Raw genomic sequence first — 26532 nt, forward strand, 5'->3', positions numbered from 1 at the left:
TGTAGATGAGGCCCTTGCGGCGCTGGCTGAGCTCTCAAGGGGTAAGTCTAGTCGCGGTTGGTTGTGTAACAGGGAGGTCGCTGGGCAAGGATGCCATATTTTACACTTCAATATTTTGCCCTGCCTCCAAATGGGCCTCGCCACCTCTATTCCTTAGGGTGGCGTTTCTTGCTTTAGGGCCACTCGATTTTCCTTTACTCGCCTAAATTATTAATCCACTCACTCATCACCACATGGGTTTTGATCTTGATGATATCTGTGTGCGTGTCGATATATTCACGGATCTCATGCAGGCGGCGCATTGAGGGTGCATGCACGTACACGAGTAAATCCATATCACCGGAAATACCACGGCAAGTGATCACTTCTGGGATCGCTTGGAATACGTGTACTACGTCGGCGCAACGTGGACATTGATGCTGGATTTCGAAATAAGCCGACACCCCTTCTTTTTGCGACTCACTCAAGAGTACTTGATAGCCACGGATCACCCCAGTCTGTTCGAGTTTTTTAATCCGCTCGGCTACCGCGCTGCGGGAAAGGTTCACTTGTTCGGCAATATTCGACACGCTCTGGCGTGCATCCTGACGCAAACTATGAATGATGGCGGTATCGAATTTATCCAAGGGTGACTCCAGTGAAAATGGCTATATTGGATCTGTGTGCAATTTTGCCATTGGTTTGAATGGCAACAGAATTTACTGAGTATTTGAGCTTATAATTTCACCACACCTTAAGCTGGCCGTCATTTTGACGGAAATAACGCTATTTGCCGTGATTTTGCCGGTATGGGGCGTGGAGAACACTGAAATTAACGGCAGATTGTGGGGCAAAATCTCACTATACTGACAGCTCAAATACCACAGAATATTAACAGATGAATTCAAATAGCGGAACTATAGGTCGTTGGCAAGGTGCGGGTCTAATGGCGACCACTTTGCTCGGTACTGGGGTGTTTATTTTGCCTCAGATGACAATTGAAAAAGCGCAATCTGGCGCGCTAGTCGCATGGATATTGCTCACCTTAGCCATTATTCCTGTTGCGCTGGTCTTTGGCCGTTTAGCGAGTGTATTTCCCCATGCCGCTGGCCCCGCTTACTTTGTCGAAAAAGCCTTTGGTCGCACCGCTGGTCGAACAATTGGACTGATCTTTTTACTGGTTGTGCCCATGGGCGCCCCCGCCGCGATTTTGATGACCTTTCAGTTTGTGAATGCCTTAATGCCAATATCGGGTTGGTCCAAGGTCGGTGTTGAAGTATTAGTGATTTTTGGCCTGTTCCTGATTAATTTAAGGGGCATTCAAGTGTCGGCCAAGCTGCAATTTGGCTTAACGCTGTGCATAGTGGCCGTCGTTGTCCTCTTATTTGGCGCAAGCAGTTTTCAGCCTGGTCATCTGACAACACTCGCGAGCCATGGTATGCCTGAAATGCCAACCGTGATGATTGCCGCTGGCATCGCTTTTTGGAGTTTTTTGGGCATAGAAGCTATGACCCATCTGGCCGATGATTTTCGCCGTCCGCAGCAGGATATGATCCCCGCTATGATGATGGGCACTGTGCTGGTGGGCGTCATTTATGTGGCTTGTACACTATTACTACTGTTAGTGCCGACGGATAAAAGCGTCGCTATGATCGGCGTGTTTGATCAGTTGCTTGGTGGTTACGGCGCGCAAGTGATTGGCGTGTTGGGGATTGCAAGTGGATTGGCAACCGTGAACGTGTATTCGGCCAGTGCGGCACGTTTAGTGTGGAGCTTTAGTTGTGAAGGCATTTTGCCGCGCTTTTTTGCGGTGAAGAATGCCCACGGCGTACCTATTCGCGCGCTGGCTGCACTGTTATCTGTGATGGCGAGCGTGATAGTGCTGACTTATCTTACTGGACAAGAGTTAGAACACCTTATTGCATGGAGCAACGGCGTATTTGTGGTGATCTATTTGATGGCTATGTTAGCGGCCGCTAAGTTATTACCGCGCCATAATTGGCCACTAGTAGCGCTGGGTTGTGCGTTTTGCTTGGCATTAGGTTTTGCCCTAGGTACGAGCATGTCCTATGTGTTGGTGTTGATATTAGTGGTGGCGCCATTTCTCTGGTGGCAAAAGACCCATATCAGCCGCAAACAAGGTTTAGCGATTCCTGAGTAATCCTGAAAAAAGTTCAATCAAAAAGCCCTGAACTCTTTTAATTCGAAAGAGATTGCAGGGCTTTTTTGTGCGTTTTGATTCGTCTGTGGATTAAATCTTTTGATCTAATTTAAAGTCTAACTGCACTTGCTGATTGAGTTGCGCAACGGCTTTGCCTGCATCAAATTTCGGCTTGTACTTCCAATTCTGCACCGCTGATAACGCCGCCTTATCGAAAACACGCTTAGGGTTCGCATCCAATACCCGCACATTACTCACAGTGCCATCGGCCGTAATATCAAACCCCACAACGACATAACCTTCTTTACCACTTTGCGCCGCATCTATGGGATAACGAGGCGACACTTGCACAACTGGCAGAGCTTCGGCTGTCATCGCAGATTGCGTATAGAGGGTGGTTTGCGTTGGCATTTCGGGCATGAATGTCTCAGGGGTAAAAGTTAACGACTCGCTGGTTTCACCGGGAACACTCACACGCTCCCGTGCAGGAATGGGCTTGGGTGGTTCGGGCTTAGTTTTTTCTTTTGGCGGTATCGGCGTGCGTTCTGCCATCAGTATATTGATTTGCGGCGCATCCGAGGCCTGTCCTGTGACAGTTTGTGGATTGTTGATGAGCTGCGCCATAAAGACGAACAGCCCTAAGGTGATTAAAGCACTAGCTAAGATAAGACCAGTGCGGCTAACGAGTGCGTTTTGGCTCATATTGCTTCCTTACAGTGAGTTAATAGCCTTTTATCAATATCACTCTTTACTGAATTTTTGAAATATTTATTTACAATTTAACTAAGGTTGCTCCTTTAGCGTTAAGGGTTCAACTCCGCTTTAGCTTAACGTCAGCCTGCGTAGCGCTTTGTTGATCTCGGAGCAGGATAGAATCGCGTGTGATTAAATTAAGTTAAATCGAGAGGTAAACCTTAAGTCTGATGACCACCATGCTTTGTTGCCGAAGGACCGCACATTACTGATATTTAATGTATCTCGGTGAGCGAGGCGATAACTTGTGTTCTATATTTTGATCATTCATATAGAAGGAGCATAAAAATGGATTCAGCTGCGTTACTCAATCGAGTGGATGAATTACCCAGGTTACCCAAGGCGATCAGTGAGCTATTAGACGCAGTCAATGACGACAATGCGACAGTAAAAAGTATTGCCACTAAGGTTGCACACGATCCCTTAATCAGCGCTAGGGTATTACGCCTTGCCAACTGTGCTCACTACGGACGCAGTCGAGAGGTGGGCACGATCGACGAAGCCGTGGTGCGTCTTGGGATGCAAACCCTGCGTACCTTAGTGCTTGCATCGGCCGTCATTGGCGCGGTTCCTAAGTGTGAAGGAATCGACTTAGCCCAATTTTGGGGACAAACCTTTGAGATTGCCCTTTATAGCCAAGAAATGGCGAAACGTTGTGGTGCTATGCCTGAAGAAGCATTTACCTGCGGTATCTTGCACCGTATTGGCGACTTACTCATTGCGGCTGTGTCACCTAAAGATGCGGCGAAAATTGCTGAAGCCGTGGCTCAGGGCAAAGATAAGCATGAGTTTGAACGTGAGTTGCTTGGATATGATTCACCCGATATTGGCGCATTGCTGGCTAAAAATTGGAAATTCACCACAGCGTTAGTGGAAGGTATTTTATATCAAGATCACCCTAAGGATTCGGACCCATTTTCAAAACTTGCCGCATTATTATGCCTATCTTACAAAGTGTTGGATGAGTGGGACACGATTGAGGATGATGAGAAAACCAGTTGGTTATCTCAGTTAGCCACCAAGAAAGGATTAAGGATGGAGATGGGGGGATTGCGGACTAAGTTGACTGAGTTACGCGGCTCAGGGTTCGAAATCGGTAGAGCCCTAGCTTAGGGTTTAGGTGAGTTGGGTTTAAGTCAATCGCGCGGCAGGACAAATCATTTTTAGTCAAAGGCGATATCAATAGAGTCTTGAGACTATAGCGTGAATGTGAAACGAGATAGCGTTTCGCATTCACGCTTTTTTATGCGGCGGATTAATCGATTAGTACTTTGATTCAACCGTTGAATCACTGAGGCGCCTGATCTATATGTCGATTGGCGGCGATGGCAAGATTGCGCATTTGAATTAACTCGCTGTGTTTGAGGTACAGCAAATCAGCGGTGCGACGAATGATTTGGTCTTCATATTGGGATAACTGTCCATCGGCATAGGCCAGTTGCCACATCGCGAGCAATAATTGCTGCTTTTGCGCTAGGCTAAATTCAGCGTTAATGGCTGAGGTAAATTCAAACAGTGAGGTCGCGCTACCTTGCACGCTTTTGGCTTCATCAATCAGTATCTTAGCGTCAGTTTCTGACATTGATAGTGTATCTGTCAGTAACTTGGGCAATAAGGCTTCTTCCTCTGCCGTTAAGGTATCATCGGCAAACACCACTTCAAGTAACATGCTCGCTGCGGCGAGTTTAAGTTGATGCGCCTTGTCTTCAGGTGAGACTGCTTGCGTATGTGCTTCAAAGAATCGTCTTAACTTCGCAATCATATTTGGCGGTTCTCATGTTGGGGGCAATATAAGGTAGAGTCGATTGAGGGGCGAAAGTTCACCCTAAGCACTGAGTTGCTTAGGGTGAGATAAAACGGGATTACAGTAGCGAGTTCAGACCTTTCATCAGTAAGTCAGAGGTGCCTTCAGTGCCATTGGTTTCTAAGTAAGACTTAGCAATGTTGATCATTGGCATCGCCAGATCTTTAGAAATACCCAATTTTTCAAAGGCGTCTAACACCATAGCACTGCCTTGCAGTGATGAGCCTAAATTACCCGCCTTGGATAACAAGCCAGAAACGCCTGATGTTGAGTCCAATTTAGGTGCTGCCGCTAACAAGCTATCGGCATTAGGAATGCTGGCAGCCAGTTTTGAATAGTCGGTTGTCCCTAGGCTAGATTGTGCTAAGCCTAATAAACTGCCTAAGCCACCTTCGGCTTGAGTTTGGTTTAAACCCAATTGTGACATGACGTTGCCAACCAAATCATTTGACTGAGTCGCTGCCGCCGTCGTGGCCGCTTTTTCCGTTTTGGCTTGAGTTCCGGCCAAGTTATCTAACCATCCTGCACTGGCTGGCGCCGCTAAAATACAAGTGCCGAGGAAGATCGAGAGGGTAAGAGTGTGTTTCATATGGAAGCGTCCTTTGATGGTTTGCGCACGTGTTCGCAGGACAGTTTAGCGGGTTTGCAACTTTTGTTGCAGTAGTTTTCTGTGATTTACGATTCACACTGGTGATTTCTGCTGTGCATTGCTTCGGGATTTTCGGTATCCTTAGCGGCAATTCTAAGTGTTAATTCATTTCAATTATTTGGAAAGTCGCATGTCACTGTCCGCAATTTTGTCAGAAGCCTATAACTTCTTCCGTAATCATCTGGCGCAACTCGCTATGCTGACGATTCCATTACTTTTGATCCAAGTGGGGATCCAGTTGTGGCTTGGCGTAGAGATGAGTAAAGTCGATCTTGAAAATCCACAGTTTGGCGCACCACACATGGTCGCCATGATGCTGTTACTGCTCACTTTTTCGGTATTAATCGCCGCCCTGACACTGTTTTTAGAACTGCGTTCTCAAGGGCATAGTCCTTCTGCTGGCATGGTGCTGAAGGCCAGTTTACCTTTTGTTCCACCACTATTATTAGCTGGGGTGTTTTCTGGTTTAGCGATTTTAGCGCCAGTGATGCTGTTTGCTGCCTTTGGTCCTGTGTGGCTGGTGGGGTTGGTTATTAGCTTCTATCTCTTCGCCCGTTTGGCCTATGTGAACTTTATGGTCGTGGTTGAGCGTTTAACACCGCTGGAAGCCATCAAGGGCAGTTTTAGCTTTAGTGGCCCTATCGTGCTGAAAACTATTGCACTATTAATGCTATATCTGCCTCTTTCTGTGGTGGGTAATCTGCTGTCAGGTGCCGCCGCTATGGGCGGATTGCCGCTGCAAATGCTATCGGATACCTTTATGTCTTTCATTGGTTTATTCGTTAACGTGGCTTTGTTCCGCTTATATATGGTGTCGAAAAAACCAAGCGTCGAGTAATGTAAACTCAATTCAGCCTGCAGGGAATCACTCATGGGGACGAAAACAGTCATTAAGGATAGTGAGTTTATCCAAGATTTTTCGGCTTCCTTGAGTGATGACTATCTCAAAGCGAAAAGCTATGTGCAGGATGTGCCGACTCAGTCGCTACTGCACATTCGCAGCTTTACCCACAAGCTTACTGAGTTACTGGGACAAGATAAGCAAATCGCGTTCTCGAGTCCGAATCTATACGACAGGATCGAGCAACTAAATCAGCAGCGTGTTATTGATGTTAAGACGACCCGCGCCCTGCATCGATTGCGGGCCGACGGTAACCGCGGCGCTCATCCTGAAAAATATCACCTGACCCAAGCGCAATTGTTCGCGCTGGCGCAAAAATCTATTAAAGATGTTTTGGCGCTAGTCGAACACTTGTATCCCAAGGTTAAAGGCCAAGTCGCACCTGATTATCGTTATGAAGCATCTGATACTCTGACGGCGAAGGATTTATGCTACCGCGCTGTGATGGAAGATGACGCCGAAGCCCAATATCTAGTGGGGATATCCTTTAAGACCAAGGCTCTGATACTGAAAGAGCAAGAGCAGCAACAAGATCAAGAGTTTGCCACTTCAGCTGAAGCTACTTCTAATCCAGAACCTTCTGGCGTTTTACCTCTTACTTCCCACATCAGCGCCGCTGACCGTTTTGCCCGTGCCGCCTATTGGTTTGCCCTTGCGGCGCCTAAGCATATGGAAGCCTTACATGAGCACGGTGTGGCCTTGATCCACGGTTATCAAGGTGTGCCAGAGGTGGCGAAAGGTGAGCAACTTATTGCGACGGCGGCCGAGGCTGGGGTCGTCAATGCGATGGCGTTATTGGGATATTTTTATCTTGTCGGCAGTGAGTCGTTTCAACCCGATAGCAAGTTAGCGCAGCAATACTTACAGCGCGCAGCGGAGGGTGAGCAAACCGAAGCGATGGCGAACTTGGGGGTGCTGCATTATCAGCAAAAAAATATAACCCAAGCCTATCATTTTATAAGTAAAGCCGCACAAGCGGGTTATCCCCACGCTCAGTATCATTTGGCATTAATGCTCGCCAATGGTGACGGTTGTACTCGAGATATGATTGCCAGCGAGTATTGGATGGCAGAAGCTGCCGAGCAAGGACAACTCGATGCCATGCTGACGCGGGCACAGCATATGCTTAATGATGATAATGCCTTTGGTAGTGACTTGACTCAGGCTGAGGATTATCTGCGCCAAGTGATTAAATATGGCCACAGTGTGCCCGCGATGATCGAGCTGAGTATGGCGCTGGCCGACGGTATCTTAGGGCGAGTTGATGTTGTGGGAGCCGCCGCTTTGCTGAAGCTGGCGCGACAAAATGCCAATAAAAAAGAGGCTGATATTATCGAGCCTCTTTGGCGTTCTCTTGCATTACAGATTGAAAATGTACTTAAAGTCACTCAAGATCCCGCGGAAATTCATAGCCTTAATCGCGCACAGACCTTACTCGCTTAAGCGCAGTTTTGCTTCGATTGAACTAGTGTTCATCCTCTTTATGCTCAAAAGTTCGCCCTTGATAGCGCGTTGCATTCGTTTCCCTAACAATTGTTTCTGAACCATAAACTTGGCTCTGTGGCTCTTCTGCTGCATGGGCATGTTGCTTGGCGTTTGCCTGTGCTTGGTTAAATTTAGCCAACTGACGTGCCATGTAAAAACGGCTAAACAGGACTAAACAACCGAGCGCAATAGCTCCAAATAAAAGCACGAAGGGCAATAAAAATAGCGATAAACAGATCAGGCTAACGCTAAGCGCCATGGCTAACCAAGCCCGTGGGCCAGAAATTCGGGTCTGCAGCGGGCTCTGTTGGAACTGGTGATAAATCATAAGAACTCCTCGATAGGCAGTGGACATTTAGTGTGCAATAGCGAGTGTGTCTAGGTCACGTTAATCTTGATTAATTTACTTTATTTTACCTCTAAGGCTATTTAGCTGTTACGTATCATCTTGAGATGTGATCTCGAGGTCGCTCATGTTGTTCATCGAATAACAGTCGGTTAATTATATGTTTTAACGCGAATCTTTTTGATGTAAATCTGAGCAACTTCTTTGCGAACTGTACAGAGTATGAGAAAATTCAGTTCAGATTAAGCTGCAGTTTTAACTCAGTTAGCCGCCTTATTACATTGGATGTAAATGTTTGTTCAACTCGCTCAGACACCCTCTTATTTCACTGCTTTGTTAATAAATTAGACGCCAACATGAACTCATATTCGCTCAAGCAAAAAATTCTGTTCTCCGTCGTGGTAGCCCTTTCACTCGTGATTGGTTTGTTGTCATGGCAAAGTTATTCCAGCCAAAAGTCCCAGCTGTTACAAAACAGCCTAGAACAAGTGCAACGCTTAGGTGAGCAGCAGGCAGAGCGTATTCAAGAATGGTTGGCTGGCCGCCAAGATATTATGGGGGCACTGGCGAGTAAAGTTGAGGGTGATAGCCTAAATACATTACAACAAGCACAAGCGTCGGGCCGTTTCCAGTTAACTTATTTTGGGAGCCAAGCGGGGCAAATGCTGGATTCTGATCCGAGTATAGACCGAACGGGCTATGATCCCCGTAGCCGCCCTTGGTATCAACAAGCCACCAGTGAGCGCGGTCTTATTTTGACAAAACCATACGTGGATGTGGCTTATAACATTCTGGTTGTGACTATGGCGCAGCCTACCGCACAAGGTGTTGTGGGTGGTGACTTATCTATCGCCAGCCTAGTGGACGGTGTTAATCGGATGAAGTTACCGGCCAACGGTTATGCCATCATGATGCACAAAGACGGCACGGTTATCGCTTATAAAGATCAAGCTAAGACGATGAAACCTATAGGTGATATCGATAATGAGCTGAATCGTAACTTGCCTGAACAGAGCCGTGCATCTGGCACTCTGTTACCTATGTATTTTGAAAATGAAGGACGCGACAAGTTAGTTTGGAGCGTTGATATTCCTAATACAGATTGGGAATTAGTGTTAGTGCTTGATAAGGAAACGCTAGAAGCGCCACTCACGAGCCTGTTACTTACTCAGCTGGGGCTATCGGCACTTGTATTGCTCTTGAGTGTGTTAGCGATTTCTTGGTTAGTTGGCATGTTACTGGGCCCGTTGAGCCGAGTATCGCAGGCACTGGCGCGTATCGCCGATGGTAACGGTGATTTAACTCAGCGTATTTCTGTCGATACTCAAGATGAAGTGGGCGTACTTGCCGACAGCTTTAACCGTTTTGTCGGTAGTCAACATCAGTTGATCAGCCATATCCGTCAGTTAGCGAATGAGTTAGATGCTGATGCTGAACGTAGTCTTACCACCACGCAAACCTCGGTGGCTGAACTGCAACGTCAGCAACAGGAAGTCGCTATGGTCGCGACTGCGGTAACTGAAATGGCAAGTGCGACCAATGAGATTGCGGCCAATGCTGAAAACACGGCGACGGCCGCTCAACAATCTGCAGCCAGCAGTTTACAGGGTAAAGAGTTAGTCAATAAAACCCGTAACTCGATTAATTCGTTGGCCGATGAAGTCACTCAAGCGACCGATGTCATTGGGGATTTGAGCCGTCATGCTCAATCAATTTCAAGCATTCTAGCAACGATTCAAGGGATTGCAGAGCAAACCAACTTATTAGCGCTTAACGCGGCTATTGAAGCGGCTCGTGCTGGTGAACAGGGCCGTGGCTTTGCCGTGGTCGCCGATGAAGTGCGTGTACTGTCACGCCGTACTCAGGATTCGACCCAAGAAGTGCACACCACGATTGAAACGCTGCAACGTACGACTGCTAGAGCCGTCAGCTTGATGGAAAGCAGCCAAGCATTAGCGGGTCACAGTGTTGATGATGCGAATGCGGCGGCAAAAGCCCTTGAAGAGATTACACAAGCGGTCAACGTGATTTCAGATATGGCAGGCCAAATTGCGACTGCAGCGGAAGAGCAGACTCAAGTGACGGGTGAAATCACCCAAAATACGGTTGCGATTAAAGATGTGACCGATGAGATTACCGCCTCGGCCATGGCTGATTTGGCACAGGCGCGAGACTTAAAAGCCCGCGCTAATGATCTTAATGCACAGGTCGCGACCTTTATTCTGTAGCCACTATTTGTAGAGCTTCACTTTGATAAGAGCCCGATAACGCCTTTGCTTTATCGGGCTTTTTTATTGATGGTGATTTGGTGTGTTAAAGCATTTCTGCGGGAGTAAATAACTTAGCGACACTCTGACAAATCGTTTCTCTAATCCATTTATGCCCTTGATCTTCATCATTTCTTTGATGCCATAACAGCACATAGGCCATGGGCATAAATTCGAAGGGTAAGGGCAGTAGTTTAAGCGGATAGAGCTGGCAGGCGTGCCTTGCAAAGCTCGAGGGCAGAGTGAAGATTAAGTCGCTGTGAGCGCATACACTGGCGGCACCATAAAAATCGGGTACTGTCGTACTGAGCCGGCGTCGATGGCCGAGATCGGCAAGAAAGTAATCCAGTGCCCACCAATCGCTGCCTTCACAGCGAACCTGCACATGGGCCATGTCGAGGTAGAGTGGGAGCTTCCATTGTTCTGAAGTGAGCGCCGCCATCAGCGGGTGGTCTTCACGCACTAAACACACTTGTTGATCGGTAAACAGTGTTTGATAGGCAATCCCTTCGGGCAGGCGATCCACCTGAAAATCGGACAATGGATGCAAGTCCCGCCCTGAAATACCAAAGTCAATTTGCCCTTGTTGTAAATCCTGCATCGATTTTTCGGTCCAGACATAGGAGTCAAGTTTTACATTAGGCGCCGTGGTCAGCATAGGGCCGATAAAATATGGGATTAAGGTTTCATAGGCGCTTTCCACCATGGCAAAGGAGAATTGTCGATTGCTACTGGCGGGATTGAAGGTCGGAGGCTGGGTGAGTTGATATAAGTCTTGCAAAATATTCGGCAGTTTTTGCCCAAGAATTAGGGCGTGCGCCGTCGGTTTTAAGCCGTGGGCCGTGCGCTGAAATAGGGGATCATCTAAGGTTTCTCTGAGCCGATTTAAGCTCTTACTGAGGGCTGACTGGCTGATATGTAATCGGCTGGCGGCGCGAGTCACGCTTTGCTCTTCTAGCAGAACTTTGAGTATGACCAGCAAGTTAAGATCGATTCTGGCTAAGTTGTCGATATTCACAGATATTCCTCAGAGGAAATTTACTTTGGAAATTATACCATTTCTGTTCATACCTTGAGTTAATTAAAATAGCGCCCACTGAAATACCTTTTCCTGATCAACTGAGATTATTTATGCGGCGCAATCTATTACCTATCCTGATGTCAATGGTGCTTCTCAGCCCATTGGCAATCGATATTTACTTACCTTCAATGCCAACTATGGCGGCAGAATTCGCCGTATCTGCCAGTGATGTGCAATCTACGATCGTATTATTTTTATTCGCCATGGGCTTAGGCCAAGTGTTGATCGGGCCATTAGCCGACCGTTATGGCCGCCGTCCTGTGGCAATCTTTGGAGTCTTACTCTACGGTGCGAGCAGCCTTTTAGCCGCTGCGGCTATCGAGTTCCATTGGTTACAGATTGCCCGTTTGCTGCAAGGTTTAGCTGCCTGTTCGACTTCTATCGTGGTGTTTAGCGCGGTGCGTGACTGCTACGATCAAAAGGAAGGCGCTAAGATTTACAGTTACTTAAATGGTGCCATTTGCGTTATTCCTGCATTAGCGCCGACCTTAGGCGGTTTATTGGCAATGCAATTTGGTTGGCGTTCAACCTTCGTTTTCATGACGTTATATGCCATGTTGATGTTGCTCGTTGTCGGTTATCGCTTACCCGAGACTCGACCTGCCAATACGGTTACCACAGGGCCGCTTTACCGTTGGGGTCGATACAAGCCTGTACTGGGTAACACTCACTTTTTGTTTTATGCCTTTGCTTGTATGTCGGCGATGGCGGCGATTTTGTGTTACGTGTCGTATGCGCCTGTGTGGCTGATTGGGCATTTAGGGCTTTCTGAGCTCATGTTCAGTGGTCTATTCGGTTTCAATGCTGTGTTTAATATCGTGGCCTGTTTTACGGCGCCGCTGGTCATTCGCAAACTCGGTAATCGTCCGACAACGATTTTGGCGCTGTCCATACTCGTTCTGTCTGCCGCTATCACTGTGGCGGGTCAGCAATTCGGTCCGAGCACTGGAATGATGGCAGCGTTTGCCTTTATGTTGCCTATGTTGATGTTAGGCGTGGGATTTTCCTTCTTACTTGGCCCTGCAACCAGTATGGCCCTGTCGGCCTTCGGTGAACGAGCTGGAACGGCGGCGGCTATGTTAGGTTTTATTCAGATGAGCGGCGCATCCGTGCTTGCTGGACTCGTACAACAAACGAGTTTAACCGCACCTTACGCAGTGGCCTTAGTGATGGGCGTATTTCCTATCGGTTTATTGTTGATGATGGCGCTGAGTCGATTTGACCACTGGCATCAAGAGCAGTTAGCTGGCGAGCATTAGTTCGCGGCACAGGTTAATTACAAAGTTGTTAATCACAGAGTACACCCTTTACCCACAGTTTGTTTGACCGCGAACTGTGGGTATTTTTATTGTGCCTAACACCCCTTTATCCTTTGGTATACTCGTAAAATAACTTACTCAAACCGAGGGTAATGCTTGTCCCGTCAATATTGTGCTATTTGTCGTTATCCCCAGAATGCTTGTCTGTGCGCGAGTGTTCAGCCTATCTCTCCAATGACTCAGTTGGTGGTTTTACAGCACCCGAGTGAAGTCGAACATAAAAAAAATAGTGTGCGGGTATTGAGTCTTGTTGTTGCTGAAACGCAAGTTTATGTGGGCGAAAGCGAGGCCGACTTCAATGGTTTACGGGAACATTTAGCGGCGTGTAATAAGCCGATTTATCTCGTCTATCCTTCTGAGCAAAGTGTGAGTGTTGAACAGCAGCCTATCAATCCAGATTGTGTATTGCTCTTACTCGACGGTACTTGGCGTAAGGCATTTAAGATGTTGCAGTTGAATCCTTGGTTAACCCAGTATCCTGCGGTGCATTTGGCTGAAGGTTATGAGTCGCGCTACCGGATCCGTAAGTCGAGTCGTAGCGACAGTTTATCGACCTTAGAAGCTTGTGCTTATATGCTAAGCGCTCTTGAGCCTAGGCTTGATGTTCAGCCGTTAATGACGGCATTTGATGCTATGGTTGAACTGCGGATTAAGGCGATGCCGAGCACTGTGCAGGCGCGTTATCAAAACTCAAACAAACCTAACGGCGAGGTCAAGTGATTGGTTTGATATTATTTAGTCTTAGAGGTTTTAGGTCTGAATCAGTGCTTTTAAGTTATTGAGTTTTGATACTGCGTACGAATTAAAATAGTCAAAATCTTATTCAGATCACGCTAACTTAGTGTGAAATACGGTTTAATAATAAGGATTCATTTGCGCAGCAAATGATGAGATAGCTTTGCCAGCCAATTGCTTTGCAGGGGAGTGATTCCATTGTTAATCACAATTAGTTAATGGCGTGCTGGCAGGGCTATCGAGCTTTAGCTATATGTTTTTGTTAATCATAGTGAGAGTGCTTTGCCAGTCAATAATTGGCTTTGCAGGGGAATGATTCCATTGTTAATTACAATTAGTTGATGGCGTGCTGGCAGGGCTATCGAGTTTTAAGCTATATGTTTTTCCGCAAGAATACTTCTGTAACGCCTCTGTTTCTTCTCTAATTCTAATCAAACTCTTCCTAGAAAACAGTTGCATAGGTGTTCATTGTTCGGTGCGAATGTTGAAAGTGCTTTGCCAGTCAATAATTGGCTTTGCAGGGGAGTGATTCCATTGTTAATCACAATTAGTTGATGGCGTGCTGGCAGGGCTATCGAGCTTTAAGCTATATGTTTTTCCGCAAGAAAGGTTTGGGTGAAGTTATCGACTGAACTCGGATAACCAAAAAGAAATCCTTGGGCAAAACCTTGGCCCATGTCTGTCATTATGTCTCTTTGTTGTTGAGTCTCTATGCCTTCGGCGACGAAGTGAATATCCAGTGCCTGTGCGAGCTGCACTATGGCATTGCAGAGCTTTTGTCCTGACACTTCGTTTAAACGCAAGGCAAACTCGGCATCAATTTTTACACTGTCTATGGGCAAAGTGCCTAAGCGACTGAGTGAAGATAACCCAGTCCCAAAATCATCAATAGCAATGCTGACACCTAAAGCTTTGATGCGATTGAGTGTGAGTCGTGCTTGCTCAGGTTGGCGTAACAGTGCCGATTCGGTGATTTCTAAAATCAGTGCTTCAGCAGGTAAATTAGCCATGTCCAAGGCGTTAATTACTTGGTCGATAAAGTCTAAGTGTTCCAATTGCAGTGGTGACACATTGACTGAAATTCTAAAGTCTGCCTGATTATGTGCCCGCCATAGTGCCGCTTGCACACAAGCTTGTTCTAATACCCATTGACCAATACTGACAATTAACCCTGTTTCTTCCAGCAATGGTACAAAGTCGGCAGCGTCATAATACTCGGTAGGTGATTTTTGCCAGCGCAGTAATGCTTCGGCTGCAATCGTTTGATTTGTGTGTAAATCCACTATGGCCTGATAGGCGAGAGTGAACTGTTTTAAGCTGTGAGCATGTCTTAGACTATTGATTAACTGCAGCTTTAACTCTGCGGCCTGGCTCATAGCCTTATCGTAAAATACGAGGTGCGGTAAGCTCTTTTTAGCACAGTACATAGCCGTATCTGCAAGACTTATCAGTTGTCCCGCCTTATCACTGTGGGTCGGAAATAGTGCAATGCCGATACTTGTGCCTAAGAAAAACTTTTGTCCTTCAATTTCAAAGGGGCTCTCAAATAAGCTGAGTATCAGTTCTGCAAACAGTTGGATTTCATCCTTGCAGCTACAGTCTTGCAGCACTAAGGTAAATTCATCTCCACCCATCCTGGCTATGTCTGCTTTTTCGATACAACCGGCTTCGAGTCTGGCTGCGACGAGTTGTAATACTCTATCGCCCATGGAGTGGCCGAAGCTGTCATTGATATTTTTAAACCCATTGAGATCTAAAAACATCAGCGCACCTAATGCTAAGGGATCGGTTTTAAGTTTTTCGAGGGCACTATTGAGGATCTGCTTAAGGTGGAACCGGTTTGGCAATCCAGTCAAGGTATCGTACATAGCACGGGTCGTCAGCTGAGTTTCTAACAACTTTTTGGTACTAATGTCACTGAAAATATTCACATTATAGTGAGCGCCATCTTCGGTAATGATTTTTCGACTACTTTGCCAAGCAGGGAAATTACTACCATCTGAACGTCTTTTCCACGTTTCACCCTGCCAAAAGCCCCTTTGTTTTAGTGCAATTTGGCATTCGGTTTCTTCTCCTAAATGATGGCTTCTTAGCTCTAAAAATTCAGGGGTTTTACTAATAAGCTGCTCGGCGCTATAACCGCAAATACGGCACATAGCTTTATTAACGGCCAAAATCTGATCATCTGAGTCTGTGATATACACAGCTTCGGCACTTTCCTCGAGCGTCGTCGACAAAATCTCTTTAGGAATATGGGCAAAGCCATCGGTAATAATTTCGCGCATTTGATTACGGCGATTGAGCGCTTGAAATTCCACGAGCACAACGGGCTGTTGCTGCAGATAGCAGCGATAAAGGTTTACTCGAGTTGGCAGTTCATTGCCGAGTTGACTCAAGTGTAGCCAGTTGAATTCAACATTATTTCCTGCAATGGCTTCAAGGATCATTTCCCTCGCATATTCAACACTGTTGCGGCCGGATGATTGAATTCTCGGAGAAAAGTCATAGGGCGTCGCATTCACAAAGGCGTCATACTCAGTCTCAAAATAACCGAGTGTCGCTTGGTTGGCGCTAATAAAGCTGAAGCCTTGAATTAAGGCTAGGGGAGTTTTGTGGGGATGTGCTTGCCAGAGCGACAGCTTTTCTTGCAGTACTGGATCATCCGTACTGAGTTTCTTAAGTAAGTGTTGCCATCTGATCATTTAGGATACTCCCTTGTGACACATATAAGGTCACATCCTATTTTTTAGGTCTTCGTTGATACGAAGTTGCCCAATAGTACATCATTCCAATGGGGTTAAAAATAAACCTAATTGTTGTTTCACTCAAATAGAAACTCAAAAAGTGTAGTTTAAGACTTGTATTTAAGCATATTTTTTAAGAACACCTGCTGCATATTTCAAACTTTGACAGATTTTATGCTATGTTTTTCGCATCGTGTTTGAGTTGGCTGTTATCGTTCATCCATCTGATGACCAAATAAAGGAGGCCGGAAATGGCGCATTTATCTAAGGTGCTTATCTCAAAAATGTTGATGTCGTTCATACTGATTTCCAGTGTTCATTTTGCTGTAGCCGATGCCGCCGATGCCCCCAAGCCAAAATTAACCCTAGAGCAAAGAGCCGATAAAGCACGCATAGACTCCCAGCGATTAGAGCAGGCCCAATTAGAAAAGGCGCGCCAAGCGGCCAAAGAGAGGGCAGAGCGAGAAGATAAAATCAAACAGCAGTCCCAAACCAATGATTGGGAGGCTCAGCAAAAACTCAAGGCACAGAAACAGTTCGACGAGAGGGAAAGTCGCGAGCAAAAATATTTACGGGAAGCAAAAGAAGCCGCGGCAAAAGAGCGTAAAATCCCTAAGCCATAATCATGCCATCGACACAGTCGATTTCAGCCAGGCTGTGCGAGCATTATTTGTTGGCATTGCGACTATTCTCATTACTATGCACCTTACTATCCTAGGAATTGTTGTTGAATATCTGCCCCTTATGCCATGGCACTGAATTGCTCGCTTATCATCAAGATAAAAAGCGCGACTACCATCAATGCCAAACCTGCCAACTGGTGAGCGTGCCTCCTGAGTTTTATCTCTCGGCCGAGGCAGAAAAAGCCGAGTACGATAAGCACGAGAATCATGCCAATGACTTTGGCTATCAAACCTTTTTAAACCGCACACTCGAGCCACTACTTAGCCGTGTTAGCACTGCGGCACAAGGGCTCGATTTTGGCTGCGGCGAAGGCAAAGCCTTGAGCTTGATGGCAAAGGCGCGGGGTTATCAAATCGATAATTACGACCTTTATTACGCCAACAATCCTGAAGCCTTGGCTCGCCAATACGAGTTTATAACGTTAACTGAAGTCATAGAGCATGTGAGCGATGCCGCAGGTTTGCTTGCCCAACTTGATAGGTTATTAAAACCCAAGGGTATTTTGGCTGTGATGACCAAGCGCGTGCAAAATCAAACCGCCTTTGCCACCTGGCACTATAAAAATGACCCTACCCATATCAATTTTTACGCCGAAGCGACCTTCGAATGGCTCGCGCAGCACTATGGCTGGCGACTCGAAATCATCGATAAAGACGTAGTGTTTTTATATAAAGAGATGCATAAAGTAAATTAATGCAGTCGTAGTTGTTTAACTGAAATCATGTCCTTTGCAGCTAAGGCTATGTGTTGGCGTGATCCGCTAGTCGATAACGCCGACGTATTTCATCCACTAGACGATAGCGGGAACTTCGGGATTTTTCGTGCGGCGCAAATGCAGCGCTGACCTCATCTAGCAGCGTGACTGCCGTTGTCAGTTTGAGCAGCTCTTTATGACTCAGCTCGTCTTTGCTGGTTAAAGCGTTAATTGTGATTATGGCGAGTTCTTTGGCGGCAATATCTTCCGGTAATCCAGATTGAGTACATAAGCCATAGGTGCCCGCTAGGAAATGCTCCCATTCCTGCTGTATATGTTGCTCTAGATTGGTGTCTGGAATCCGCTCGAGGCCGTTGCCTTCTGGGGCGGTTAATTTTTCAATGGCTTCAAGATAGCGCCGCTGAAAGATGGGATAAATGTCTGTGTCTGTATCGAGTTGATGCAGCATAGTTAACCAAGCGCCATAGCCTTTGGCATAGTATTCAATTGCCAGCTGTTCATTATGTGTGCCAAAGACAGAATCGCAAACTATGCTGAGCTGCAGTCGATAGGAGCATGCAGGCATAACGCCTTGAGTTTGGTAGTTAATCAACCTAGCTTCTGTCTGCCCTGTCACTTCGAGCAGTTGTTGCCGAGTATAAAAATTGGCGTTCAGATACTCAAGTAGCAGCATATCAGTTGCTCCTTGGTGCCTGAGCACGGTCGAACATGCCATAGTCACGAACAACTTCGGCAACCCGCAGACGATAATCGGCGAATAATTGTTCGCGTCCTTGAGTTTGCGCCTCGCGGTGATATATCTGTTGTCGCCAAGCTTGTACCGCAGCCTCATTCTCCCAGAATGACAGCGATAATAAGCGTTCGGGATTGACCATGCTCTGAAACCGTTCGATTGAAATAAATCCTGCAATCTCACTCAGGCTCGATTTCAGGTCGGCGGCTATCTCTAAATACCTTTCTTGGCAGCCGGGATTCGGCACGACTTCAAAAATAACTACCATCATAGTTTTGTCTCCGCAGCTCTTTGATAGGTCTTTGCAATCGGCTTTAGGAAACTGCGTTTTTCACTCAAAATGAATTCTCCTTGCTTGGCCAACTGAAAATTTGCCTTGCCTGCGGCTTCTGTCTTCAGTTTGTCTCTATAGCGTTCATAGTGGGCCAGACTATCGAAGCTAATGAGACCAAATGCAGTGTCGTTGGTGCCTTCGTGTGGCAGAAAGTAGCCAAGGAGTTCGCCGCCGTAGGCTGGAATGATATCGCCCCAGTTTTCAGCATATTGGGCAAATTGTTCCAATTTGAAGGGGTCTATTTTGTATTCGATAAAACAGGTAATTTTCATAGTGTTTGGCGCCATTGACTTGTGTGGTAAAGGTTTTAGTTGCATTGTAATTACCTGAAAACTTAATGCTTCGATGGTTATCGAACTGTCCCCAAATGAGATTACAAGCATGGAACCTAACATCGCTTTTATTGCCAACTTGATTGGCGACGCCGCCCGCTCACGTATGTTGATAGCTTTAATGGGCGGAGAGGCATTGACGGCGACAGAACTGGCTCTTGAAGCAGATATCACACCGCAGACTGCCAGCAGCCATTTAACTAAGTTGGTTGAAGGTGAACTATTGCTCGTGCGTAAGCAGGGGAGGCATAAGTATTTTCAGCTGCAGAGCCGCCAAGTGGCCGAACTGTTGGAAAGTCTGCTCAACATGAGCGCGGCCATTGCAAGCCCTAAGGTAATCCATGGACCTGCGGACCCTAGATTGAGACTGGCTCGTGTTTGTTATGACCATCTCGCGGGTGAATTGGGGGTTGCACTTTACGACAGCTTAAGTCGGCAGGATTTGATCGCCCATGAAGGGGGCGAAACAAAAATCACCGCGGCAGGGATGACCTTTTTTGCCAAACGTGGCGTAGAACACTCGTTGCTGGGTGCACCAGATGATGTATTCGATGTACCGAAAAGTCGTCAATCTCGCCGTCCTTTATGTAAGTCATGCCTCGATTGGAGCGAGCGTCGCAGTCATCTTGCGGGTGTTCTAGGTCAATGGGTTCTTAAGGATATTTTGGCTAAAGGCTGGGCAGAGAAAGTCCTCGACACCCGTGCCCTACAATTTTCAAGCCGAGGGTTAAAATCCTTTCGTGCTGACTATGGCATTGTGACAAAATAGACAATCTAAATTGGTCTATCTTACCAATGATGCATAGCGACTTGGCCTTGTTTAGCAGAGGGTGGCCAGTCCGATGTTTTCAAGGCATTTATCAATGAAAATGTATGACCTGAAGGTTTTATTAAATGTCTTTAGGACGAGGTTTAAATACATGGTCGTTAAAATCCGTGAATCAAACTTACCTAGTCTGATTCACGCCCTGCACACGATCATTTTTCGCAGTTGCGGGATAACCAATTTTTTGCTAGCACTTGTTGAGTGAATCGAAAACTGACGAACGAGTTGCCCGACAAAATCTCATCTATGTGCCTAATGTTTGGCTCTATCGTAAAGTGACTTACAATGCATGGATATAGAGTCGTATTTAAATGTAGATGCTTTTGAGTGTTTTTAAACTGATTAGCTTGCGCGTTTTAATAGGTCTAATGTAATAAACGCGCAGCGCATAAATACTAAGAAGGACGAATGCGGAATTACTCTTTAATAATTGCACTTATAATCGCGCTTGGTTTAATCACAGTATTATCCCTTCAAGGTTTTTGGGTATATAGCTTTTATGTAAATCCCGAACACTCCCTTAGGCATGAAGCGTTGATTTTAGTGGCTTACTTTTCATTTTATGCTTTACCTTTTTCTATATTGGGTGCCTATTTAGGTAAGCAATTGATTGTAACTTATTCAAAAGTCGGTAAAGTAATATTCACTGTAAGTTGTTGTCAAATAGCTATATTTATCTGGGCTGTAAGTTACTAAAACCATACAAGCTGTTTAAGGCATGGACATCTAACGCATGGCTGACGTTCGTTCCTCACGATTATAGCCATGCATTACCCCCCCTTAACAGGGCGTTAAATGCCATGAGTATGAACAAGCAAGGGTGTCCAATCTGCGGTTATGCAGATATAACGGTTCTAGATGATTTCAGCTGCACCACATTTGAAATCTGCGCGTGTTGTGGCTCTGAGTCAGGTGTAGAATTTGATCTGCACTCTACACCCGAGCATCTTGCTAAGATCCGTCGCAAGTGGGTTAAACAAGATAACTGTAAATGGTGGGGCAATAAAAAGTTGATTCCGCCAAACTGGAACCCGAAAGAGCAAATGGAGCTGGCTAATATTAAAATTCCTCAGTAGCGTCCAGCATTTAATAAGCAAAGGCTGCCTACGCGTACCGCCCAGCTGCTTTGAGCGTCAAAAACTCGCCCGTGAATCACTCTACACCAGACTGATTCACGTCAGCCGCTAAACCCCGTCCTATTGCCCAGTTTGCGGCTATTCTGGGGCGGTTTTTTCCCTTAAGATGAATCAAATCTCTAGAGAACTGATTCAATGCGAGACATAGAGAATGCATATCAGCCTATGGTCATGCAAATTTGCGCCTAAAGTTATAGTCATTTATCCATTGATGGACTGGCTGCGTGTCATTGTAATGGCAGTGCTTAATCGCTGAGATTATAAAGAAGTAATATCGCATGTTCTTCTTTAGCATAGAGCTATCAGCCCTATTCTTGATGAACAGGTATGGGATGGGTATTTTAATGCATGCCCTGATTTATTTTTCTAGTTGTTGAGATCACATTGATTTTTGTAGGCAATGTAAATTGTTAATGTTACGTTGTTTAACTTGTCTTTGAGAATACATTTTACAATAAAAAAATTAATACGTTACGGAGATATCATGGGAAAGTGTTTGACTATATGTTTGGTCATGACCTTAGCGGGATGTGTATCAGTCCCTAAGTCTGTTGATGAAATTAAAGCGGCTGGAAAGGCTAAGCATTCGTTTTGTTCTGGCAAAAGCCATCAAGAAACCGTTGCAATTATAGAACAACAATTGAATCGCTGTTTTGCTCATGGAGTACAAGAAATTGTTGGTGGAACAAGTAATACATTTATTGAGAAACAAGATACTGGAAAGAATACAGTCACACTAGCCTCGGTAGTACATGCCAACTGGAATCGCTTCTATCAAATGCGTGTTGATATCAGCGCACTCAGTACTTGTCCATCCTTTGTCGAAGCTTATGGTATGTCAGACAGTTGGTCTGATACCACTAAACTCATTCAAAGCTGGGTTGATGGTGAAAGTATAGATAAATGCTGAGTCTGTTGAGCGACAAGTAGCTAATCTGTTTTACCTTTTTCCTTGGGCTGGCTCTACTCAACGTTGGATTTCCGCCCACAAGTATTGCGGGAATGATGGTTTAAATTGGATTCCCGCTCAGAAGTATTGCGGGAATGACGACTAGAGACCGTCTCCAATAAAGCACTGTCTCTTTTACCTTCATCATTAAATCTGTTAACAATTCCTCAATGTCCGTGTAGTTTAGGTAGCTTATAAAAACAACAATAGGTTATCGCTATGACTTTACCCTCTGTATCACAATCTGCAATCTCAAAATCAGCAATCCCGAAGGCATTTGGCTCTAAATCCTCAGCAAACAAAGCCATTTTTTCCAAGACCTTACTCGCTTCGGCCTTAGCCTTGAGCTTTATGGGCGCGGGTTTGAGTTCGGCGCAAGCGGCGACCAGTGCTATGCCGGATGCGGCTAAGTTGGCGGCGGGTGTGGAGCAAAAGGTGATCGACTGGCGCCGCGATTTACATCAACATCCTGAGTTGTCTAATCGTGAGTTTCGCACCAGCAAGATTATTGAAAAGCATCTGAAATCATTAGGTTTAGAAGTTCAAACGGGTGTGGCGCATACTGGCGTGGTGGCAATCTTAAAAGGCGGAAAGCTGAAAGGTGGCAAGTCTGGTCCGTTGATTGCGATTCGGGCGGATATGGATGCTTTACCTGTTACTGAGGTGGTCGATTTGCCCTTTGCTTCTAAAGCGACCGATACCTATCGTGATCAAAAGGTGGGGGTGATGCATGCCTGTGGGCACGATACCCATGTGGCCATGTTGATGGGCGTGGCTGAAAACCTCGTGAAAGTGAAAGACAGCCTCGCGGGTGATGTGATGTTTATCTTCCAACCTGCCGAAGAAGGCGCGCCAGACGGGGAAGAAGGCGGCGCAGAATTGATGCTAAAAGAAGGGCTGTTTGCTAAGCGTAAACCTGACCAAGTGTTTGGTATGCATGTTACCTCGAGTATGCCGAGTGGCATGATTGGTGTGCGCAGTGGTCCAGCGATGGCGAGTGAAGATTCCTTTACTATCAAAGTGAAAGGCCGCCAAACCCACGGTTCGCGTCCTTGGAATGGGGTCGATCCTATTGTCGCCGCGGCGCAAATTATTACCAATGTGCAAACGATTGTCAGCCGTCAGGTGGATATCACTAAAGCCCCTGCTGTGGTGAGTTTTGGTGCGGTTAATGGTGGCATTCGCTCTAACATTATTCCCGATGAAGTCGAGCTGATTGGTACGATTCGCACCTTCGACCAGCCCATGCGCGCCGATATCAAAGTGCGTTTAGCTGAAATGGCCGAGTTATCGGCGAAAACGCTTGGTGCGAGCGCGACCACAGAGATCCACCCTGGTTATCCTGTTGTGGTCAATAATCCCGAGTTAGTCGCTAGCATGCGTCCTGTGCTTGCCAGTGTGGTGGGCGATAAGATGCTGATTGAACCTGGATTAATCACAGGTGCCGAAGACTTTTCTTATTACGCCTTAGAAGCGCCGGGGATGTTTTTCTTCCTCGGGGTGACGCCAAAGGGAACTGACCCAGAAACCGCGGCCAGCAATCATTCTCCGGCATTTTATGTGGATGAAAGTGCGCTAAAAGTCGGGGTTGAGGCCATGACTAAAGTGGCGTTGACTGCGCTAAATGCGCAATAAGTCGGACAGACGTTATTCCGTAAGCTCTTCGGTATAACTTGAGCTTACAAAAAACCGGCGCGGGATACGCTTTCTGCGCTTGATTTGTTAAACAATTTACCTCTATATGTGGATATTTACAGCAAGGAGCGAACAAGATGAAGCGCACGCTATCGGCTCTTGTGTTGGCCATGGGACTTTTGAATCCCCTAAGCCAAGCACAGGCCACCACGGCAGAAGACATTAAGAGTTTCACGCTAGATAACGGCATGAAAATCATGGTGCTAGAAGATGCCTCAATTCCCAATGCCAACATGTATTTGTTTTGGAAAGTCGGTTCACGTAACGAAGTGCCCGGCATTACCGGTATTTCGCACTTTTTCGAACACATGATGTTCAACGGTTCAAAAAAGTACGGCCCGAAAATGTTCGACCGCACTATGGAAGCCGCAGGTGGCGCGAACAATGCGTATACCACTGAAGATATGACGGTTTATACCGATTGGTTCCCTGCCAATGCGCTTGAAACTATGTTCGATCTCGAAGCCGACCGTATCGCTAACTTAGATATCAACCAAACTATGGTCGATAGCGAACGTGGCGTAGTGCAGTCGGAGCGCTCCACTGGCTTAGAAAACTCTAACTGGAATGCCCTTGAAGGTGAGATCAAAGGCGTGGCATTTTTAGCTCACCCTTATTCGTGGTCGGTGATCGGCCATGAGTCGGATATTGCCGCTTGGACGCTGGAAGATCTCGTGCAGTACCACAAAACCTATTACGCGCCGAACAATGCCGTGGTCGTGATTGCCGGTGATGTAAAGGTTGCCCAAGTTAAAGCCTTGGCCGACAAGTATTTTGCGCCTATTCCGGCACAAACTCCGCCTAAAGCGATTCGCACCGTAGAACCTGAGCAAAAGGGTGAGCGTCGTACCTTTGTGCAAAAGGCATCGGTGAGCACACCGAATGTGATGCTGGCATACCATATTCCGGCTGCGACTCACGCAGATTTTTATGCGTTGGATTTATTAAGCTCGATTTTAAGCCAAGGTAATAGCTCGCGTTTATATCAATCACTGGTTGATAAACAAGTGGCCTTAGAGGCGCAAACCTATATGCCTATGTCGGTCGACCCGAACCTCTTCTATGTGATGGGTGTTGCCACACCTGAGGTGAAAGCCTCGACGCTGGAGCAGGCGCTGATTGAACAAATCGATGCGATTGCGACAACGGGTGTTACTCAGCAAGAGCTGGATAAAGTTAAAAATATCAAGTTGATGGATTTTTATCGTTCGATGGAAACCATTAATGGTAAGGCTAATACCATAGGCACCTATGAGATGTATTTTGGCAGTTACGACAAGCTATTTAATGCGCCAGAAGCCTATAACAAGGTGACGCCAGCGGATATTCAACGTGTTGCCCAAACCTATTTACGTAAATCGAATCGCACTGTAGCTGTGCTGGCGGCAAACGAGGAGATCTCTCAATGAAATCAACGGCAGCGAAATCGATGGCAATGAAATCGACAGCAATGAAATCACTTAAGATGGCATCAATCGGGAAACCTTCTAAGTTAATGGCCGCATTAGCCCTAGGCACAAGTTTAGCCTTAGCGGGTTGTGCTACGACATCGGCGCCAAAACGCGTTGAAACTGGCAGCTTTGTGATGCCAAGTTACGACAAGTTCGTACTGGATAACGGCTTAACTGTGTATTTAATGCCGCAGCGCGAAGTGCCTTTAGTGACCTTAAATGCCGTGGTACGTGCGGGTGCTGTCAATGACACCACTGCAGGCGTGGCGCAAATGACGGCAGAAGGTTTGTTGTTAGGGGCGGCGGGTAAATCTAAGGCGGATATCGAGCAGCAAGTGGATTTTCTCGGTGCAAGTTTAGGCGCGGAAGCGGATAAAGAAGGCAGCTATCTCAGCGCCGATTTTATGGCGAAAGACACTGATGCCATGCTGGGCTTATTTAGCGCGGCGATGTTAACGCCAGACTTTGACGCCGCCGAGTTCGATAAACTCAAGCAACGCGCGATTGCGGGATTGCAGCAAGATAAAGAAAGCCCACGGGCGGTGATTGGTCGTTACTTCGATAAGCTGGTATTTGGTGCCCATCCTTATGGTAATGCGGCTTCGGGTAACAGCGATTCGCTTGAACAAGTGACTGTGTCGCAACTGCGTGCTTTCCATAAGAGTTACTACCAACCGGTCAATACTGCGATTACCGTCGTGGGTGACTTTGATGTTGCTGCGATGAAGGCCAAGCTGACACAAACCTTTGGTCAGTGGAAAGGCAGCGAAAAGCTGGTGCAGCCTGACTTAAATCAAGGCTTGCCTCAGTTAACTGCGGCGAAAGTTTTGCTGGTGGATAAACCCGATGCAATCGAAACCACCTTTGTTATCGGCGGTTTAGGCATTAGTCGTGACAACCCAGACTATGTCGGTTTAACGGTAGTGAATACTATTTTAGGTGGTCGTTTTACCTCTTGGCTTAACGACGAACTGCGGGTAAACGCTGGCTTAACCTATGGCGCACGCTCAGGTTTTAGTCCTTATACCGATTCGGGTGTGTTTACTATTAGCACTTTCACTAAGACGGAAACCACTCAAGAAGCGATTGATCTCGCACTGAAAACCTATGCTCGTTTATGGGAGAAAGGCGTAGATCAAACCACCTTAGATTCGGCTAAAGCCTATGTGAAAGGTCAGTTCCCACCTAAGTTTGAAACCTCAGGCCAACTGGCGGGATTATTGTCTGGCATGTATCTATACGGCTTCGATGATAAGTTTATCAATGAGTTCCAAGCTAAGGTGGATGGTTTGACCTTAGAAGAAACTCAAAGGCTCGTGAAAACTTACTTCCCGCAAAAAGATCTGCAATTTGTGCTGATTGGCAACGCGGCTAAAATTGCACCTATCGCCGCTAAGTATGGCAAAGTGCAAACCGTGGATATTAAAGCCACGGGCTTTGGCCAATAAGCTCA

Annotated in this window: 25 protein-coding genes; 15 read left to right on the forward strand and 10 right to left on the reverse strand. The window is 46.4% G+C overall.

The genetic code is table 11. From position 1 onward, the window contains the following. Nucleotides 1-194: 194 nt before the first annotated feature. Entirely contained in the window at nucleotides 195-626 is a 432-nt protein-coding gene (locus tag Q4Q57_RS11660; protein ID WP_006079646.1) for an Lrp/AsnC family transcriptional regulator, read from the reverse strand. Nucleotides 627-877: 251 nt separating this feature from the next. On the opposite strand from Q4Q57_RS11660, the gene yjeH reads away from it, so the two are divergent. Next, on the forward strand, nucleotides 878-2140 hold the full coding sequence (yjeH, locus tag Q4Q57_RS11665) for an L-methionine/branched-chain amino acid transporter (protein ID WP_311890922.1): 1263 nt from the start codon (nucleotides 878-880) through the stop codon (nucleotides 2138-2140). A 90-nt stretch (nucleotides 2141-2230) separates the two neighbouring features. Here yjeH and Q4Q57_RS11670 read toward each other — a convergent pair whose 3' ends face one another. Beyond that, the gene (locus Q4Q57_RS11670) at nucleotides 2231-2842 is read right to left on the reverse strand and encodes an energy transducer TonB (protein WP_063882434.1); all 612 of its coding nucleotides are present in this window, start codon (nucleotides 2840-2842) and stop codon (nucleotides 2231-2233) included. 339 nt (nucleotides 2843-3181) lie between these two features. On the opposite strand from Q4Q57_RS11670, the gene Q4Q57_RS11675 reads away from it, so the two are divergent. Beyond that, nucleotides 3182-4006 (forward strand): HDOD domain-containing protein, encoded by an 825-nt coding sequence (locus Q4Q57_RS11675; RefSeq protein WP_006079648.1) that lies wholly within the window; start codon nucleotides 3182-3184, stop codon nucleotides 4004-4006. Between the two features lie 175 nt (nucleotides 4007-4181). On the opposite strand, the gene Q4Q57_RS11680 is transcribed toward Q4Q57_RS11675, so the two are convergent. Then, nucleotides 4182-4655 (reverse strand): TerB family tellurite resistance protein, encoded by a 474-nt coding sequence (locus Q4Q57_RS11680; RefSeq protein WP_006084588.1) that lies wholly within the window; start codon nucleotides 4653-4655, stop codon nucleotides 4182-4184. 100 nt (nucleotides 4656-4755) lie between these two features. Further along, nucleotides 4756-5286 (reverse strand): DUF2780 domain-containing protein, encoded by a 531-nt coding sequence (locus Q4Q57_RS11685; protein WP_220591418.1) that lies wholly within the window; start codon nucleotides 5284-5286, stop codon nucleotides 4756-4758. 190 nt (nucleotides 5287-5476) lie between these two features. Between Q4Q57_RS11685 and Q4Q57_RS11690 the strand changes: the two genes are divergently transcribed. Both Q4Q57_RS11690 and Q4Q57_RS11695 read left to right on the forward strand, forming a co-directional pair. Next, nucleotides 5477-6184 (forward strand): hypothetical protein, encoded by a 708-nt coding sequence (locus tag Q4Q57_RS11690; protein WP_106649058.1) that lies wholly within the window; start codon nucleotides 5477-5479, stop codon nucleotides 6182-6184. Between the two features lie 33 nt (nucleotides 6185-6217). Next, nucleotides 6218-7690, forward strand: coding sequence for a DUF4145 domain-containing protein (locus Q4Q57_RS11695; RefSeq protein ID WP_311890923.1), 1473 nt, complete (start codon nucleotides 6218-6220; stop codon nucleotides 7688-7690). 22 nt (nucleotides 7691-7712) lie between these two features. Here the strand turns inward: Q4Q57_RS11695 and Q4Q57_RS11700 are convergent, their stop codons facing one another. Beyond that, nucleotides 7713-8060, reverse strand: a complete 348-nt coding sequence (locus Q4Q57_RS11700; protein WP_106649060.1) for a hypothetical protein — start codon at nucleotides 8058-8060, stop codon at nucleotides 7713-7715. Nucleotides 8061-8434: 374 nt separating this feature from the next. Here Q4Q57_RS11700 and Q4Q57_RS11705 point away from each other — a divergent pair, with 374 nt between their 5' ends. Next, on the forward strand, nucleotides 8435-10306 hold the full coding sequence (locus Q4Q57_RS11705; protein ID WP_261272365.1) for a methyl-accepting chemotaxis protein: 1872 nt from the start codon (nucleotides 8435-8437) through the stop codon (nucleotides 10304-10306). 85 nt (nucleotides 10307-10391) lie between these two features. Here the strand turns inward: Q4Q57_RS11705 and Q4Q57_RS11710 are convergent, their stop codons facing one another. Beyond that, nucleotides 10392-11363 (reverse strand): LysR substrate-binding domain-containing protein, encoded by a 972-nt coding sequence (locus tag Q4Q57_RS11710; RefSeq protein ID WP_311890924.1) that lies wholly within the window; start codon nucleotides 11361-11363, stop codon nucleotides 10392-10394. A 113-nt stretch (nucleotides 11364-11476) separates the two neighbouring features. Between Q4Q57_RS11710 and Q4Q57_RS11715 the strand changes: the two genes are divergently transcribed. Both Q4Q57_RS11715 and Q4Q57_RS11720 read left to right on the forward strand, forming a co-directional pair. Then, on the forward strand, nucleotides 11477-12685 hold the full coding sequence (locus Q4Q57_RS11715) for a multidrug effflux MFS transporter (RefSeq protein ID WP_012197777.1): 1209 nt from the start codon (nucleotides 11477-11479) through the stop codon (nucleotides 12683-12685). Nucleotides 12686-12841: 156 nt separating this feature from the next. Continuing rightward, nucleotides 12842-13465, forward strand: coding sequence for a tRNA-uridine aminocarboxypropyltransferase (locus Q4Q57_RS11720; RefSeq protein WP_311890925.1), 624 nt, complete (start codon nucleotides 12842-12844; stop codon nucleotides 13463-13465). Nucleotides 13466-14061: 596 nt separating this feature from the next. Here the strand turns inward: Q4Q57_RS11720 and Q4Q57_RS11725 are convergent. Further along, nucleotides 14062-16182: an EAL domain-containing protein gene (locus tag Q4Q57_RS11725; RefSeq protein WP_311890926.1), complete on the reverse strand. Its 2121-nt coding sequence runs from the start codon at nucleotides 16180-16182 to the stop codon at nucleotides 14062-14064. Between the two features lie 293 nt (nucleotides 16183-16475). Here Q4Q57_RS11725 and Q4Q57_RS11730 point away from each other — a divergent pair, with 293 nt between their 5' ends. Continuing rightward, nucleotides 16476-16847, forward strand: coding sequence for a hypothetical protein (locus tag Q4Q57_RS11730; RefSeq protein ID WP_012586454.1), 372 nt, complete (start codon nucleotides 16476-16478; stop codon nucleotides 16845-16847). A 104-nt stretch (nucleotides 16848-16951) separates the two neighbouring features. After that, complete coding sequence (locus Q4Q57_RS11735; protein WP_012586455.1) at nucleotides 16952-17602, forward strand: methyltransferase domain-containing protein; 651 nt, start codon at nucleotides 16952-16954, stop codon at nucleotides 17600-17602. Nucleotides 17603-17648: 46 nt separating this feature from the next. Here the strand turns inward: Q4Q57_RS11735 and Q4Q57_RS11740 are convergent, their stop codons facing one another. From Q4Q57_RS11740 to Q4Q57_RS11750, 3 genes are read right to left on the reverse strand one after another with little or no spacing between them, the layout of a single operon-like run. Beyond that, nucleotides 17649-18296 (reverse strand): DUF6058 family natural product biosynthesis protein, encoded by a 648-nt coding sequence (locus tag Q4Q57_RS11740; RefSeq protein WP_311890927.1) that lies wholly within the window; start codon nucleotides 18294-18296, stop codon nucleotides 17649-17651. A 1-nt stretch (nucleotide 18297) separates the two neighbouring features. Further along, entirely contained in the window at nucleotides 18298-18627 is a 330-nt protein-coding gene (locus tag Q4Q57_RS11745) for an antibiotic biosynthesis monooxygenase family protein (protein ID WP_012586457.1), read from the reverse strand. Next, nucleotides 18624-19007 (reverse strand): NIPSNAP family protein, encoded by a 384-nt coding sequence (locus tag Q4Q57_RS11750; protein WP_041408565.1) that lies wholly within the window; start codon nucleotides 19005-19007, stop codon nucleotides 18624-18626. Before Q4Q57_RS11750 ends, Q4Q57_RS11745 begins: the two co-directional genes overlap by 4 nt. Before the next feature lie 64 nt (nucleotides 19008-19071). On the opposite strand from Q4Q57_RS11750, the gene Q4Q57_RS11755 reads away from it, so the two are divergent. The 6 genes from Q4Q57_RS11755 to Q4Q57_RS11780 all read left to right on the forward strand — a co-directional run bounded on the left by Q4Q57_RS11755 (nucleotide 19072) and on the right by Q4Q57_RS11780 (nucleotide 26527). Further along, on the forward strand, nucleotides 19072-19791 hold the full coding sequence (locus tag Q4Q57_RS11755) for a winged helix-turn-helix domain-containing protein (RefSeq protein ID WP_311890928.1): 720 nt from the start codon (nucleotides 19072-19074) through the stop codon (nucleotides 19789-19791). A gap of 857 nt (nucleotides 19792-20648) precedes the next feature. Then, the gene (locus Q4Q57_RS11760; RefSeq protein ID WP_220591404.1) at nucleotides 20649-20924 is read left to right on the forward strand and encodes a hypothetical protein; all 276 of its coding nucleotides are present in this window, start codon (nucleotides 20649-20651) and stop codon (nucleotides 20922-20924) included. Between the two features lie 544 nt (nucleotides 20925-21468). Continuing rightward, nucleotides 21469-21894: a hypothetical protein gene (locus tag Q4Q57_RS11765; RefSeq protein WP_311890929.1), complete on the forward strand. Its 426-nt coding sequence runs from the start codon at nucleotides 21469-21471 to the stop codon at nucleotides 21892-21894. A gap of 258 nt (nucleotides 21895-22152) precedes the next feature. Next, entirely contained in the window at nucleotides 22153-23568 is a 1416-nt protein-coding gene (locus Q4Q57_RS11770; RefSeq protein ID WP_311890930.1) for an amidohydrolase, read from the forward strand. A gap of 137 nt (nucleotides 23569-23705) precedes the next feature. Then, nucleotides 23706-25037, forward strand: coding sequence for a pitrilysin family protein (locus Q4Q57_RS11775; RefSeq protein WP_259566080.1), 1332 nt, complete (start codon nucleotides 23706-23708; stop codon nucleotides 25035-25037). A gap of 26 nt (nucleotides 25038-25063) precedes the next feature. After that, nucleotides 25064-26527 (forward strand): M16 family metallopeptidase, encoded by a 1464-nt coding sequence (locus Q4Q57_RS11780; RefSeq protein WP_409438190.1) that lies wholly within the window; start codon nucleotides 25064-25066, stop codon nucleotides 26525-26527. Nucleotides 26528-26532 lie beyond the last annotated feature (5 nt).

The organism is Shewanella sp. SP2S2-6, from assembly GCF_031931965.1.
GTDB lineage: Bacteria > Pseudomonadota > Gammaproteobacteria > Enterobacterales > Shewanellaceae > Shewanella > Shewanella baltica.

What these genes read in the sequence shown, in the direction of transcription:
- Q4Q57_RS11690 (WP_106649058.1), top strand. Translation starts at nt 5,477, where the DNA reads ATGTCACTGTCCGCAATTTTGTCAGAAGCCTATAACTTCTTCCGTAAT.
- Q4Q57_RS11725 (WP_311890926.1), bottom strand. Translation starts at nt 16,182, where the DNA reads ATGATCAGATGGCAACACTTACTTAAGAAACTCAGTACGGATGATCCA.
- Q4Q57_RS11695 (WP_311890923.1), top strand. Translation starts at nt 6,218, where the DNA reads ATGGGGACGAAAACAGTCATTAAGGATAGTGAGTTTATCCAAGATTTT.
- Q4Q57_RS11770 (WP_311890930.1), top strand. Translation starts at nt 22,153, where the DNA reads ATGACTTTACCCTCTGTATCACAATCTGCAATCTCAAAATCAGCAATC.
- Q4Q57_RS11780 (WP_409438190.1), top strand. Translation starts at nt 25,064, where the DNA reads ATGAAATCGACAGCAATGAAATCACTTAAGATGGCATCAATCGGGAAA.
- Q4Q57_RS11765 (WP_311890929.1), top strand. Translation starts at nt 21,469, where the DNA reads ATGGGAAAGTGTTTGACTATATGTTTGGTCATGACCTTAGCGGGATGT.
- Q4Q57_RS11705 (WP_261272365.1), top strand. Translation starts at nt 8,435, where the DNA reads ATGAACTCATATTCGCTCAAGCAAAAAATTCTGTTCTCCGTCGTGGTA.
- Q4Q57_RS11740 (WP_311890927.1), bottom strand. Translation starts at nt 18,296, where the DNA reads ATGCTGCTACTTGAGTATCTGAACGCCAATTTTTATACTCGGCAACAA.
- Q4Q57_RS11685 (WP_220591418.1), bottom strand. Translation starts at nt 5,286, where the DNA reads ATGAAACACACTCTTACCCTCTCGATCTTCCTCGGCACTTGTATTTTA.
- Q4Q57_RS11700 (WP_106649060.1), bottom strand. Translation starts at nt 8,060, where the DNA reads ATGATTTATCACCAGTTCCAACAGAGCCCGCTGCAGACCCGAATTTCT.
- Q4Q57_RS11730 (WP_012586454.1), top strand. Translation starts at nt 16,476, where the DNA reads ATGGCGCATTTATCTAAGGTGCTTATCTCAAAAATGTTGATGTCGTTC.
- Q4Q57_RS11745 (WP_012586457.1), bottom strand. Translation starts at nt 18,627, where the DNA reads ATGATGGTAGTTATTTTTGAAGTCGTGCCGAATCCCGGCTGCCAAGAA.
- Q4Q57_RS11680 (WP_006084588.1), bottom strand. Translation starts at nt 4,655, where the DNA reads ATGATTGCGAAGTTAAGACGATTCTTTGAAGCACATACGCAAGCAGTC.
- Q4Q57_RS11670 (WP_063882434.1), bottom strand. Translation starts at nt 2,842, where the DNA reads ATGAGCCAAAACGCACTCGTTAGCCGCACTGGTCTTATCTTAGCTAGT.
- Q4Q57_RS11760 (WP_220591404.1), top strand. Translation starts at nt 20,649, where the DNA reads ATGAGTATGAACAAGCAAGGGTGTCCAATCTGCGGTTATGCAGATATA.
- Q4Q57_RS11675 (WP_006079648.1), top strand. Translation starts at nt 3,182, where the DNA reads ATGGATTCAGCTGCGTTACTCAATCGAGTGGATGAATTACCCAGGTTA.
- Q4Q57_RS11775 (WP_259566080.1), top strand. Translation starts at nt 23,706, where the DNA reads ATGAAGCGCACGCTATCGGCTCTTGTGTTGGCCATGGGACTTTTGAAT.
- Q4Q57_RS11715 (WP_012197777.1), top strand. Translation starts at nt 11,477, where the DNA reads ATGCGGCGCAATCTATTACCTATCCTGATGTCAATGGTGCTTCTCAGC.
- Q4Q57_RS11755 (WP_311890928.1), top strand. Translation starts at nt 19,072, where the DNA reads ATGGAACCTAACATCGCTTTTATTGCCAACTTGATTGGCGACGCCGCC.
- yjeH (WP_311890922.1), top strand. Translation starts at nt 878, where the DNA reads ATGAATTCAAATAGCGGAACTATAGGTCGTTGGCAAGGTGCGGGTCTA.
- Q4Q57_RS11750 (WP_041408565.1), bottom strand. Translation starts at nt 19,007, where the DNA reads ATGCAACTAAAACCTTTACCACACAAGTCAATGGCGCCAAACACTATG.